At 70.3% G+C, this 13,444-nt stretch carries 9 protein-coding genes and 2 pseudogenes; 3 read left to right on the top strand and 8 right to left on the bottom strand.

The annotated features are described in order from the left end of the window. Nucleotides 1–89: 89 nt before the first annotated feature. A pseudogene (locus tag ACNFOC_RS39515) lies at nucleotides 90–431 on the bottom strand (cell division protein SepF); the annotation flags it as partial. Between the two features lie 199 nt (nucleotides 432–630). Here ACNFOC_RS39515 and ACNFOC_RS39510 point away from each other — a divergent pair. Together ACNFOC_RS39510 and ACNFOC_RS39495 are read left to right on the top strand one after the other, a co-directional pair. Further along, nucleotides 631–4,654, top strand: a pseudogene (locus ACNFOC_RS39510) (bifunctional nitrate reductase/sulfite reductase flavoprotein subunit alpha). A 198-nt stretch (nucleotides 4,655–4,852) separates the two neighbouring features. Beyond that, entirely contained in the window at nucleotides 4,853–6,529 is a 1,677-nt protein-coding gene (locus ACNFOC_RS39495; protein ID WP_416963829.1) for a hypothetical protein, read from the top strand. 19 nt (nucleotides 6,530–6,548) lie between these two features. Here the strand turns inward: ACNFOC_RS39495 and ACNFOC_RS39490 are convergent, their stop codons facing one another. Next, the gene (locus ACNFOC_RS39490) at nucleotides 6,549–7,064 is read right to left on the bottom strand and encodes a YceI family protein (protein ID WP_416963828.1); all 516 of its coding nucleotides are present in this window, start codon (nucleotides 7,062–7,064) and stop codon (nucleotides 6,549–6,551) included. 112 nt (nucleotides 7,065–7,176) lie between these two features. Here ACNFOC_RS39490 and ACNFOC_RS39485 point away from each other — a divergent pair, with 112 nt between their 5' ends. Further along, complete coding sequence (locus ACNFOC_RS39485) at nucleotides 7,177–7,668, top strand: MarR family winged helix-turn-helix transcriptional regulator (protein WP_416963827.1); 492 nt, start codon at nucleotides 7,177–7,179, stop codon at nucleotides 7,666–7,668. Between the two features lie 7 nt (nucleotides 7,669–7,675). On the opposite strand, the gene ACNFOC_RS39480 is transcribed toward ACNFOC_RS39485, so the two are convergent. The 6 genes from ACNFOC_RS39480 to ACNFOC_RS39455 form a co-directional block, all read right to left on the bottom strand. After that, entirely contained in the window at nucleotides 7,676–8,302 is a 627-nt protein-coding gene (locus ACNFOC_RS39480; RefSeq protein ID WP_416963826.1) for a sigma-70 family RNA polymerase sigma factor, read from the bottom strand. 128 nt (nucleotides 8,303–8,430) lie between these two features. Beyond that, complete coding sequence (locus ACNFOC_RS39475) at nucleotides 8,431–9,090, bottom strand: hypothetical protein (protein WP_416963825.1); 660 nt, start codon at nucleotides 9,088–9,090, stop codon at nucleotides 8,431–8,433. 94 nt (nucleotides 9,091–9,184) lie between these two features. Then, on the bottom strand, nucleotides 9,185–9,859 hold the full coding sequence (locus ACNFOC_RS39470) for a 4-carboxy-4-hydroxy-2-oxoadipate aldolase/oxaloacetate decarboxylase (protein WP_416963824.1): 675 nt from the start codon (nucleotides 9,857–9,859) through the stop codon (nucleotides 9,185–9,187). 9 nt (nucleotides 9,860–9,868) lie between these two features. Beyond that, complete coding sequence (locus tag ACNFOC_RS39465) at nucleotides 9,869–11,092, bottom strand: aspartate transaminase (RefSeq protein WP_416963823.1); 1,224 nt, start codon at nucleotides 11,090–11,092, stop codon at nucleotides 9,869–9,871. Nucleotides 11,093–11,097: 5 nt separating this feature from the next. Next, nucleotides 11,098–11,841, bottom strand: coding sequence for an SDR family oxidoreductase (locus ACNFOC_RS39460; RefSeq protein WP_416963822.1), 744 nt, complete (start codon nucleotides 11,839–11,841; stop codon nucleotides 11,098–11,100). Nucleotides 11,842–11,926: 85 nt separating this feature from the next. Then, complete coding sequence (locus ACNFOC_RS39455; RefSeq protein WP_416963831.1) at nucleotides 11,927–13,237, bottom strand: MFS transporter; 1,311 nt, start codon at nucleotides 13,235–13,237, stop codon at nucleotides 11,927–11,929. Nucleotides 13,238–13,444: the final 207 nt, after the last annotated feature.

The raw sequence follows: 13,444 nt of genomic DNA, 5'->3' as shown, positions 1-13,444 counted from the left end.
GTGTACGTCCTCACCGGCGGCACGCGCGGACTAGCGCGCGGAGGCGCGCAGCGCCGAGCACGGTGGGGCTCTCGACACCGGCTCCCAGCGCCCGGCGGCGTGAGCAGGAACACGTTCCGGTCGACGCGGGTCATCCCGCTCGACAGGCCGAAGACGACGCCCGTGCTGAAGTCCAGCACCCGCTTGGCGACGTCCGTCTCCGCGCCGGTGAGATCGAGCAGCACCGGGATGCCCGCCATCAGGGTCTCCGCGACCTCGCGGGCGTCCCCGAACACGTTCACGCGGAGGACGACGAAACGGCGGCGTGGCTCGGTCTCGGGTATCGAACGGTGGCTCACGGCGGACGGCCAGGCGTCGCGCCCCCGCAGCGGCACTACCTGGGCGAGCCCTTCCCACTGTTCGTCGGTGACATCGTGGCTGTTCACCGGCATGCTCCGTCCTGGGTCGCGCTGGCAGTCTGCATCCGCCAATTGTTGCGCACTGTCACCCGTTCGGCCCAACTGCGACACACTCCGCGACAAGATCGGGCCGCATCTCACAGTGGCCCCGATCCGGTTGTGCAGCGGGCGTAACCCCTCATGATCCGGCCGCGTGACCTCGGCGTAACGGGCAATTCGTACGGTCGACGGCATGACGACGACCCCGGCACGGCAGGTACGGACGGTCTGCTCGTACTGCGGTGTGGGCTGCGGCATGCTGCTCGACGTCGGCGCGGGCCCCGACGGCAGGCCTACGGTCCTCAGGGCGTCCGGCGACAAGGCGCACCCGGCGAACGGCGGGCGGCTCTGCACCAAGGGCGCCACCACGGCCGAGATGCTCGCCGCACCGGGCCGGCTCACCTCGGCGCTGGTGCGCGACGAGCGGGGCGAGGAGCCGGTGCCCACGCCCGTGGCCGACGCGATCGCCGAGACCGCGCGGCGGCTGCGGCGGATCGTCGACGAGCACGGGCCGGACGCGGTCGCCCTCTATGTCTCCGGGCAGATGAGCCTGGAGGCGCAGTACTTGGCGAACAAGCTGGCCAAGGGGTTCGTCCGGACGAACCAGATCGAGTCCAACTCCCGGCTGTGCATGGCGAGTGCGGGCGCCGGTTACAAGTCGTCGCTGGGCGCGGACGGGCCGCCGGGGTCGTACGAGGACTTCGAGCGGGCGGACGTGTTCCTGGTCATCGGCTCGAACATGGCCGACTGCCATCCGATTCTCTTCCTGCGGATGATGGAACGGGTCAAGGCGGGCGCCAAGTTGATCGTCGTCGATCCGCGCCGGACGGCCACGGCGGCGAAGGCGGACCTCTTCCTCCAGATCGCGCCGGGCACCGATCTCGCCCTGCTCAACGGCCTGTTGAGGCTGCTGCACGAGAACGGGCACACCGACCCGGAGTTCATCGCCGCGCACACCGAGGGCTGGGAGGCGCTGCCCGCGTTCCTCGCGGACTACGCGCCGGACGCCGTCGCCGCCCTCACCGGTCTCGCCGAGGACGACATCCGTACGGCGGCCCGGCTGATCGGCGAGGCGGGCGAGTGGATGAGCTGCTGGACGATGGGGCTCAACCAGTCCACGCACGGCACGTGGAACACCAACGCCCTGGTCAACCTGCATCTGGCGACGGGGGCGATCTGCCGTCCGGGCAGCGGGCCGTTCTCCCTCACCGGCCAGCCGAACGCCATGGGCGGCCGTGAAATGGGCTACATGGGACCGGGGTTGCCCGGTCAGCGGTCTGTACTCGTCGACGCGGAACGGGAGTTCACCGAGGACGTGTGGGGTCTGCCGCCGGACACCATCCGCGCGGACGGTGTCGGCCGGGGCACCGTCGAGATGTTCCAGAAGATGGCCGACGGCGACATCAAGGCCTGCTGGATCGTCTGCACCAACCCGGTCGCCTCGGTCGCCAACCGACGGACCGTCATAGAGGGCCTGGAAGCAGCCGAGTTCGTGGTCACCCAGGACGTCTTCACCGACACCGAGACCAACGCCTACGCCGATGTCGTCCTCCCCGGCGCCCTGTGGACCGAGTCCGAGGGCGTCCTCGTCAACAGCGAGCGCACCCTCACGCTCGCCCGACCCGTCGTCGGTCCGCCCGGCGAGGCGATGGCCGACTGGCGGATCATCGCGGCCGTGGCGTGTGCGATGGGGTACGAGAAGGGCTTCACGTACGAGAGCGCCGAGGAAGTCTTCGAGGAGATACGGCAGTTCTGGAACCCGGTGACCGGCTGGGACCTGCGCGGGGTGACGTACGAGCGGCTGCGGTCCACGCCGGTGCAGTGGCCGGCGGCGGAGGAGGACGGGCCGGACCGCAATCCCATCCGGTACGTGGGCGGGGGTCGGCTGAGGTTCCCAACCGCCAGTGGGCGGGCCGTCTTTCACGCTCGCCCGCACATGCCCGCCGCCGAACTGCCCGACGACGACTATCCGTTCGTGCTGAACACCGGGCGGTTGCAGCACCAGTGGCACACGCTGACGAAGACGGGCAAGGTCGCCAAGCTCAACAAGCTGAACCCCGGGCCCTTCGTGGAGCTGCATCCGCTGGACGCACGGGAGTTGGGGATCGAGGAGGGCGATTCGGTGGAGGTCGCGTCGCGGCGGGGACGGGCGGTGCTGCCGGCCGTGGTGACCGACCGGGTGCGGCCGGGGAACTGTTTCGCGCCGTTCCACTGGAACGACCTCTTCGGCGAGTATCTGAGCGTCAACGCGGTGACGAGCGACGCGGTGGATCCGGTGTCGTTCCAGCCGGAGTTCAAGGTGTGCGCGGTGTCGTTGGCGAGGGTGGCGGGTGCGGCGCCGGCACCGGCACCGACGTCGTCATCGACATCTACACCGGCTTCAACAGAGGTCTCCCAGAAGGCGGTTGTTCCGACCGCCGTCACCCCGGGCGCGAATCCCTTCGGCCTCGACCCGACTCCACCGCCCGTCCTCACCGTGCAGGAACGCCTCTACCTCACCGGCTTCCTCGCGGGTATCGAGTCCGGCGCCCCGGGTGTGCCCACGCTCCCGCCGGACGCGCCTTTCAGCGCCGAGCACGCGGTGTGGGTCAACGGCGTGCTCGCCGGCATGTATTCGCGCTCGGCGACCGCTCCCCCGTCGCAGCGTCAGGCGGGTCGGCAGATAGTCGTCCTGTGGGCCTCGCAGACCGGCAACGCCGAGGAGTTGGCGGCGGCCACCGCCGAACGGCTGGGCTCGGCCGGGCACCGGGCGACCCTGCTCGGCATGGACCAGGCCGACGTCGGCACGCTCCCGGCCGACGCCGATCTCCTCTTCATCACCAGCACGTTCGGCGACGGCGACGCCCCCGACAACGGCTCCGGTTTCTGGGACACGCTCGCCGGTGAGCAGGCGCCCCGGCTGGACGGAGTGCGGTTCGCTGTCCTCGCCCTGGGCGACTCGTCGTACGGCGACTTCTGCGGGCACGGGCGCCGACTCGACGCGCGGCTCGACGAGTTGGGCGGGGTGCGGCTGGCTCCGCGCACGGACTGCGAGCCGGACTTCGAGCCGTCGGCGGACGCGTGGCTGGGCCAGGTGATCACCGCGCTCGGCAGCGAAGCGACCACCGGGACGGTCACCGGGACAGCCACCGGGACGGCGTCCCCCAAGCCGCCCCGGCGCGGGCAAGGAGGTCCGCCGGTTCACCTTCGACACCAGCGGCACCGACCTCACGTACGAGACCGGTGACGCACTCGGCGTGCGGCCGGTCAACTCCCGCTCCCTCGTGGAGGAATGGCTCACCGCCACCGGCACCGACGCCGCAACGGCCGTAGAACTGGAAGGCATCGGAGAGGTGCCGTTCACCGAGGCGCTTCACCGGCAGTTGGACATCACCCGGATCACCCCGGATCTGCTCCGCTTCGTGGCCGAACGGGCCCGGGACGACCGGGAGTTGCGCAGGCTGTTGCGGCCCGACAACAAGGACCGGCTGGCGCAGTGGAGTTGGGGGCGACAGGCGGTGGACGTGCTCGCCGAGTATCCGGTGAGGGCGGGGGCCGAGGAGTGGGCCGGGGTGCTCAAGAAGCTCCAGCCGCGCCTGTATTCGATCTCCTCCAGCCCGCTGGTCGACCCGCACAGCGTCTCGCTGACGGTGTCGGTGGTGCGGTACGAGAGTCTCGACGGCCGCCCGCGCGGCGGAGTCTGTTCGCCGTTCCTGGCGGACGCCGAGGCGGGGACCGAAGTCCCGGTGTTCGTGCAGCGCTCCCCGCACTTCCGGCCCCCCGCCGATCCCGCGACCCCGATGGTGATGGTCGGACCCGGCACCGGTGTCGCGCCGTTCGTCGGATTCCTTCAGGAGCGACGCGCGCTCGGGCATCCCGCGCCGAACTGGCTGTTCTTCGGGGAGCAGCATCGCGCGACGGACTTCTACTACGAGGAGGAGCTGGCGGAGTTGTCGGCCGAGGGCTCGCTCGCCCGGCTGGACACGGCGTTCTCCCGGGACCAGCGCGCGAAGGTGTATGTGCAGGACCGGATGCGGGAGCACGGGCCCGAGTTGTGGCACTGGTTGCGGGAGGGTGCCCACTTCTATGTGTGCGGGGACGCCTCGCGGATGGCGAAGGACGTGGACCGCGCGCTGCGTGACATCGCGGTCGCGCACGGCGGGCTGGACGAGGCCGAGGCGGCCGCGTACGTGAAGCAACTGGCGGCGTCGAAGCGGTATGTGCGCGATGTTTACTGAATGAACCGACGGCCACGGCCGGTTGAACAGAGCCGTTCGAGTTTGCCCCATTTAGGCCATGACGAGGCCTTCTTACCGGTCTCATACGCGAATCTTCACGACTCCGGACACCCGGCTCACCAGGCGTGATTAGCGTCCCCTGTCGTGCACTTGGCAGAAACGCAACAGGTGACACCCGGTCGGCGGACGCAGTCGGCGGTGTCCGCCCCGGAACCTCCCGCGCAGTGGCACCGCGTCCTCACCCTGCTCGCCGACATCAGTCTGTTCATCGGCGTCCGCCCGGTGTGGACGGAGGCCGCGAGCCACCGGCTCGTCGTGGCCGCGGTCGTCTGTCTCTGCTACGCCTCGATCCTGGTGTGCGGGGTGCTGGCCCTGGTGGTCCGCCGGGCGCGGTCGCTGGCCCGGATCGATCTCGCCGTGCTGGTGACGGCGGTCCTGCTGACGCTGTCCGCGTGGTCCGTGTTCCACAGCGGCGGCGACGAGGCGGTCCTCACCACCCAGGCCGCCAGGGAACTGGTCGCCGGACACCCGGTCTACGGCCAGCCCTGGCCCTGGCTCTTCCACCCCGGCCAGGGCGTCGCGCTCACCCCGACGGTGACCGGCGGCTACGACTACACCTACGGCTATCCCCCGCTGGAGACGCTCCTGACGGCGCCTCTGCTGTGGATCGGCCACGGTGGCGCCCCCGCGACGGCCGTCGCGACCGGCGCGCTGATCGCGGCCGCGGTCCTGATGTGGCGGCTGCTGCCGACGCAGTGGCGGTCGGCGGCCACCATGGCGTGCCTGGGTCTCGGTCTTCTTCCCACCTACGGCCGTCAGGGCTATCCGGCCGTGCTCGCCCTGGCGTTGCTGGTGCCGGTGGTGATCCGCTGGCCCCGGATCGGCAGGGGCGGCCGGCTCGGCCCTGCCGGGATCGCGCAGGCCGCGTGCCTGGGGGCGGCCTGCGCGGCGCAGCAACTCCCCTGGTTCCTCACGCCGTTCCTGCTCGCCGGGATCTACGCGGTGCGGCGCGGTGAACTCGGCGCCCGGCAGGCGGGGTCGGTGCTGCTACGAGTCGTCGGGGTCGCCGTCACCGTGTGGCTGCTGATCAACACGTATTTCATCGTGCACGAGCCGAGCACCTGGCTGAGGGGCATCGCGCTGCCGTTGACGCAGGGCGCGGTGGTGCACGGTCAGGGCCTGGTGGACATCTCGCTGTACTTCACGAACGGCAGCGACCGGCTCGACTGGTACTCCCACGCGAGCATGCTGCTGGCGGCGGGCCTGCTCGCCGTGTTCGTGCTGTTCGTACGGCGGTTGGGGCCGGCGGCGACCGTCCTGCCGTGGTGCGCCTTCTACCTGGCGACCCGTTCGCAGGACGGCTACTACCTGCTGATGACGCCGCTGTGGCTGGCCTCGGCGGTCACCGCGCCGATCACCGAGTTCCGTGCCGCGTGGCAGCCGCGTCCCCGGCCGCTGTCCGGCCCGCACCGTCGCCGGGCCAGGGTCGTGGCGGCGGTGCTCCTAGTCACGCCCGCGCTGGCGAGCGCCGCCGTGGCGGCGACGGGGGCACCGCCCATGAACATGCAACTCAAGGGTGTACGGCGCGCGTTGCCCACCGTCGTGACCCGGCTGACCCTCAAGGTGACCAACTCGTCCAGCGACGCCCTCACACCCCACTACACACTGACCACGGGCCAGGGCATGAGCAGGTACTGGTCCCAGGTGGGCGGCCCGGCGACGCTGCCCGCACACAGCACACGGACCATCGAACTCCGGCCGCCCGACGGGACGTTCACCCTGCCGCACAAGAAGGTCCGCATCCGGGTCCGCGCCTTCACCGCCACCCCGCAGACGCTGTCCAGCTCGGACATCCGGCTGCGGCCCACGGGTTGACGGCCTGCTCGACGGACTGTCAGGCGGCCGTACGCAGGAAGCGGAGCGTGGTGGTGACGGTGGTCAGGCCGCGGAGCATGCCCAGCTGGTTCCAGCCCAGGCCGAACTGGTCGCGGTCCACGGTGAATTCGGCGTCCAGCGTGAGCGCCTCGCCGGTCGCGTCCTTGAGCCGGGCCGTGAAGGTCTGCGGGCGGCTGATGCCGTGGACGGTCAGCTGACCGACGACGTGCACGCTGTCACCGGCCCGCAGCTCCGCGCTGCGCACCGCGAAGGTGATCTCCGGGAACTTGTCGGTGTCGAACAGGTCGGCGGACCGCAGATGCTTGTCGCGCTTGGCGTTCTTGGTGTCCAGGGAGGCGGCGTCCAGGGTCAGCGTGCCGACGGCGGAGCCGTCGCCCCGGACCTCGCCCTGACCGCTGAAGGTGCCGAAGGTGCCCTTCACATTGACCAGGCCCCACATCGTCTTGTGGCTGATGCCCACGGTGGAGGCGGCCTGGTCCAGCTGCCACACCCCGGTCTCGACGGCGACGGTCATGATCTCTCCCACTGGTTGCGGTAGTCCAAATTTGAATGAGCCTCACGCTAGCCCATTATCCAAATCTGGACAACACCTCCTCCAAAATTGGACAACAGGTAGACTCGACCCCATGGCCGACCCCGTTGAGCGCCCTGCCGACCAGCCCGAATGTCCGTCCCTGCGCGGCGACGGGCTGCTCCCACCCGAGCTGCGCGCCTGGATGCTGCTGCTGGCGGCGACGGGCGCGGTGGAGCAGGAGCTGCGCTCGGTCGTGAAGGGGAACCTCGACGTCTCGCACGACGAGTTCCTGGTGCTGTGCCTGCTGGCCGAGCAGCCCAAGGAGGGACTGCGGATGACCCGGATCGCGGAGCTGCTGGGCCGGCCCAAGACCCGGCTGACGTATCAGATCGCGTGTCTCCAGCACGCGGGCCTGGTCACCCGCAAGTCCGTCTGCGGCGACAAGCGCGGCATCGAGGTCGCCCTCACCGACAAGGCGAGCCAACTCCTGCGCGAGGCCTCCGAGTCACTCGCCGAGACGGTCAGGCGAGGCCTCGCGCAGTTCGTGGGGCGCGAACAACGGGAGGCGCTGGACGCCCTGTTCCCCGACCGTGCCGCCAACTGACGCCGCTCTAAAGGGCGTTGGGGACGCGGTCGTCCGCCAACAGATCCACGAGGGTGGCCCGGGCCCGGGCCACCCGTGAACGGACCGTCCCCACCGGGCAGTCGGCGAACTCCGCCGCCTCCTCGTAGGGCAGACCGAGGAGTTGGGTGAGGAGGAACGCCTCACGGCGTTCGTCCGGCAGCACGGCCAGCAGGTCGAGCAGCGCCACACCGTCGTCGAAGCCTGGCAGGCCCCGGGGCTGGGCCAGTTCGACGGCGAGCTGCCAGTCCTGGACGTCGGACAGGCGCGGGCGGGCGGCGGCGCGGCGGTAGCTGTCGATCACCGCGCGGCGGGCGATGGACAGCAGCCAGGTGCGGGCCGAGGAACGGCCCTCGAAGCGGTGCAGGCTGCCGAGCGCCCGCAGGAACGTGTCCTGCGCGAGGTCGTCGACCGCCTGCGGGTCCGCGCAGAGGTGGGAGACATAGCGCAGGACGTCACGGTGCAGGGCGCGCACGAGATGGTCGACGGCGACGGAGTCGCCGTGGCGGGCGGCGAGCGCCCAGTTGGTCAGCGACTCGTCGCTCCACTCCGACGTATCGCGGTCTCTCGCCGCGCGCTCCGTCGTGTCGGGCGCGGGCAGGGCAGGAGTGATCACCTGGAGTCCTTCTCGGTCATCCGTGAATCCGTGAAAGGGGATCGGCCGCCCTGCGACGCCGGGACACGGCGCGGGGGTACGGCCGGAGGCCCGAGGCACGCGGGAGCGGCTCGGGATGCCGGCTGTCGTCAGACGACAGCGGTCCCCAGGGGCGGACCCCGAGAGGTGATCGCGTGAACGAGAAGCAGAAGCCGCGGCGCCCGCTCGGAACGGGGGCGGCGCGGCCGGAGCCGCGGACGGTGCGGCGGAGCGGGGAGGGCGAGCAGCAGTCGTAGCGGAGCGGTCAGTCGTCCGGCCACGGCCCGCAGGACGCGGAACGCGGCGCGCTCTCCGTGTGCCAGCCACAGGCCGCAGAGCAGGGCGGCGAGGAGGTGGGCGGTGAGCATCCCGGGCGAGGAGGTGCCTGTGGTGGTGGCCGACATATGGCCCATGTCCATGGTGTCGGTGGCGCTCATATGCATGGAGCCCATGTCGGCCGACCCCATGTCCATGGATGCGTTCATGGATGCCGACTCCCCTGCCATCGCCCCTGTCGCGGGCTCCGCGAGGGAGAACGCCGAGTGGAGGACGGCCTGGCTGGCGACCACGAGGGTCACGACCATCGGGAGGCCGCGTTCACGGCCCGCCAGGGACCAGCCGGCGACACCGGTCGCGGCCAGTCCGGCGGTCAGTGCCCACGCCGCCACGTGGTGGCCGGACATCAGGACGTGGGCCAGGGCGGCGAGCAGCACACAGACGGCCGCGAACATCGCGGCCCTCACCGTGCGCGCACACCACCCTGCCGTCATGGCGCCTCATCCTGGCATCCGAACCTGGGTCTCACCCGTGGGTACGGTATTTCCCGGCTCGGTGCTCAGTGGTGGTGGTCGCGGCGGGCCCGTCCTACTCCTCGATGACGAGGCCCTTCGCCGCGAGGACCGGCGCGAGGTTGCACATCTCCACGACCGTCCTGCCCGCGCGGTACGCGGCGATGAACCCGGCCTCGGCGTCGATCCGTTCCTGCGATAGGGCGGCCGCCTCGACAACGTCCTCGCGGCGGACGACGACCACGCCGTCGGCGTCGGCACGCATCACGTCACCGGGGCGGACGAGCACCCCTCCGACGGTGATCGGCTCGCACATCGGGCCGACGGTCTCCTTGACCGTGCCCTTGATGCAGACGCTGCGCGAGAAGACCGGGAAGCCCAGGGCGCGCAGGTCCTCGGTGTCGCGGACGCCCGTGTCGGTGATCAGACCGGCGAGGCCCTTGGACTGGCAGGCGTTGGCGAGGACGTCGCCGAAGGAGCCCGCCTCCTCGTAGTTGCCGGCGGACACGACCACGACGTCGCCGGGCTGTGCGTAGGCGATGGCGGTCTGGAGCATCAGGTTGTCGCGCGGGGCGCACTGCACGGTGAACGCGGGACCGCACAGGGACATGGTGTGGTCGACCGGCTTGATGGCCGAGTCCAGCGCCCCGAGGCGGCCCTGCGCCTCGTGGATGGTGGCCGAGGAGAAGGCACTCAGCTGCTTGACGACGGAGGGCTCCGGCCGCTCGAACTTCGTGCTGACGCGGATCATGATGACCTTTCAGAGGGGTCGGGCGGTGGGTGCGGAGGTCAGTTCTGCGCACGCCGTCGCGATGCGCTCGCAGGCTTCGGTGAGGACGTCCGTCGACGTGGCGAACGAGATACGGAAGTAGCCGGGGGCGCCGTACGCGGTTCCGTGGATCACCGCCACCTGTTGGCTGTCCAGGAGGTGACGGGCGAAGTCCTCGTCGCTCTCGATCCGGGTGCCGGCCGGGGTGAACTGCCCCATGGCCGCCTGGCAGTTGACGAGGAGGTAGAAGCCGCCGTCCGGGACGGTGCAGCTCAGCTGCGGGACGTCGTTGACGAGCTTCACGGTCTCGTCGCGGCGGGCGCGGTAAACGCGCACGGTGTCCTGGACGAAGTCCTGCGGTCCGGTGAGCGCGGCGGCAGCGGCGGCCTGGCTCACGGACGAGGGGCACGAAGAGGTCTGGGACTGAAGGGTGTTGATGGCTGTGACCAGGTCCGCGGGGCCGACCCCGTAGCCGATACGCCAACCCGTCATCGCATACGTCTTGGAGACGCCGTTGGTGAGGAACACCCGGTCGGCCAGGCGGGGTTCGACGGCCGCGAGGGACGGGGCCGCCTCGTCGCCGTACCAGATCTCGTCGTAGATCTCGTCGGTGAGGACGCCGACGTGCGGGTGGGCGAGCAACACCTGGGCGAGGGCCTGGAGTTCGGTGGCGGTGTAGGCCGATCCGGTGGGGTTTCCCGGGGTGTTGAGGACGACCCAGCGCGTGTTCTCGGTGATGGCCGCCGTGAGCCGCTCCGGGGTCAGCTTGAAGCCGTCCGCCTCGGGGCAGTCGACGATGACCGGGGTGCCGTCGTTGGCGCGGACCATGTCCGGGTACGACACCCAGTACGGGGCGGGGACGATGACCTCGTCGCCCTCGTCCAGCGTGGCCATCAGGGCGAGGAAGATGACCTGCTTCGCGCCGCCGCCGACCGTGATCCGCGCGTCCGTGAACTCCAGGCCGTGGCGCTCGCGGAGTTTCCCGGTGATCGCGGCGCGCAGGGCCGAAGTGCCGTTCACCGGCGTGTACTTGGTCTCGCCCGCCTCGATCGCCTTGATCGCGGCGGCCTTCACGTGGTCCGGGGTGTCGAAGTCGGGCTCGCCCACGGTCAGGTCGAGGATGGTGAGGCCCTGGCTCTTCAGCTCGCGCACGCGCTGCGCCGCGGCCGTGCTCGGCGAGGGCTTGATACGGCGCAGGCGCTCTGCCGTCTTCACGGTGATCAGCCCTCCCTGCGCTCGAAGTTGAGGCCGCCGGGCACCTGGAAGGTGGGCAGGATCTCGATGTGGCCGATGTTGACGTGCCGGGGCGAGTCGACGGCGAACTCGATGGCGTCGGCGATGTCCTCGGGCTTCAGGGACTCGTAGCCGTCGTAGTACTCGCGCTGGGCGGCCTCCATGTCGCCGAGGAGGCGGCCGAAGATCTCCGTCTCCACGCGGCCGGGGCAGATCTCGCTGACGCGGACGCGGCGGCCGTAGCCGTCGACGCGGAGCTGGCGGGAGAGGGTGTGCACGGCGGCCTTGGTGGCGTGGTAGATCGTGTTGCCGCCGAAGTTGTAGACGCCGGCGATGGAGCTGATGTTGACGATGTGGCCGAGGTCGCGCTCGACCATGCCGGGCATGAGCAGGCGGACCAGGTGCAGGACGGCCTGGATGTTGACGGCGACCTGCTCGTCGATGGCGAACTCGTCGGCGGTGAGGATGTTGCCGGTGCGGGAGACGCCCGCGTTGTTGACGAGGACGTCGATCTCCAGGCCGTCGAGGACGGCGGTGAGCGCCTCGGTGTCGGTGATGTCGACTGCATGGGGGATGCAACCGGTCTCGTCGGCAAGGGTGTTGAGCCGGTCGGCGTTGCGGGCCACGGCGTGGACTTCCAGGCCGCGCTTGGCGAGCCGTTCGACGACCACGGCTCCGATGCCGGTCGACGCTCCGGTGACGAGGGCCGTCCTGTAGTCGGAGATGGGCATGCTGAGGGCTCCTTGCTGTGCGGGGTGGGGGGCTTGTACGGGCGTGCGGGTGCGGGAGTTGCGTGGTGCGTGGCGCGTGGTGCGGTCAGGCGTCGCGCAGGGGCAGGTGGGCGCGGTCCTTCACCTTGGACACCGCGAGGAGGGTGCCCAGGGCCGTGATCACGGCGTAGAAGGCCGGCATGTTGACGTTGCCCGTGCGGTCGATGAGGTAGGTCATCAGGAGGGGGGCCGTGCCACCGAAGAGGGCGGAGGAGACGTTGTAGCCCAGGCCGTAGGCGGAGTAGCGCACACGGGTCGGGAAGAGTTCGACTAGGAGTATGTGGATGACGCCTGTGTGGCCGGCGAACACAACGGCCATGATGCAGGCGCCGATCACGGCGAGGGCGACGTTGCCGGTGCCGATCAGCAGGTAGCAGGGGATGCCGACGATGGCCATCGCTATGGCGGATCCGGCGAGGACCTTCTTGCGGCCGATGCGGTCGGAGAGGCGGCCCATGTAGGGGATGGCGATACAGATCGCGACCAGGCTGGAGGCGGTGACGAGGAGGCCCTGGACCTTGCCGAAGTGCAGCTCGGTGCTCATGAAGGTGGGCATGTAGCTGAACAGGACGTAGTAGCCGGAGCCGTTCATCAGGGGGATGAACAGGGCCAGCAGCATGGCGCGGCGGTGCTCGGCGGAGGCGAACGCCTCCTTGAGCGGGTTCTTGGAGAGGCCGTCCTCTTCTTTCAGGCGCGTGAAGTTGGGGGTGTCGCTGATGCGCTTGCGGATGTAGATGCCGGCGATGCCGAGCGGCACGGCGAGCAGGAACGGGATGCGCCAGCCCCAGGACTCCATGCGGGCGGAGCCGAGTCCGCTGGTCATCGCGGCGGCGACCAGCGTGCCGGTGAGCAGCGCGAGGAACGAGGCGATCTGCGCGTAGCTCGTGTACAGGCCGCGCTTGCCCTCCGGGGCGTGCTCGGCGAGGAAGCTCATCGCGCCGGAGGCCTCACCGCCGACGGAGAAGCCCTGGGCGACGCGGAGCAGGATCAGCAGGGCGGGTGCGGCGATGCCGATGCTGGCGTAGCTGGGGAGCACGCCGATGGCCGCGGTGGCGGCGCTGATCAGCAGGATGACGAAGACCAGCATCCGCTGGCGTCCGATGCGGTCGCCGAGGTGGCCGCAGATGACGGCGCCGAGGGGGCGGAAGAAGAAGGAGACTGCGTAGCCGAGGAAGACGAGCTGGACGGCGTTGTCGGAGCCGGGGAAGAAGACGGCGGCGAGGGATCCGGCCATGAAGCCGAAGATGCCGTTGTCGTAGAGCTCGGCGAAGATTCCGACGCAGCCCGCGAGGGTGACTTTGCGGGCGGTTCTGGGATCGACCGTGTTGGGGACTGGCTGAGCGGCCACGGTACTCATGGCGTCTCCTGTCTGGGCAGCGGGGTTGAGGGAAGGGCGTTGCGGCTCCGTGCGGGTGCTTCCAGCGGGTGAGCGGGTGCGTGCCGGGCTTCCGCCGGCCATGATGCCCGCGTTGTTGACCAGGACGTCCAGGGCGTCCACCTGCCGCGCCGCCGCCGTGATGCTGTCGGCGTCCGTGACGTCGAGGATCAACAGCCTCGCGCCGCC

The organism is Streptomyces colwelliae, from assembly GCF_048158785.1.
GTDB lineage: Bacteria > Actinomycetota > Actinomycetes > Streptomycetales > Streptomycetaceae > Streptomyces.
This window is presented reverse-complemented; position numbering and strand designations above follow the sequence as displayed.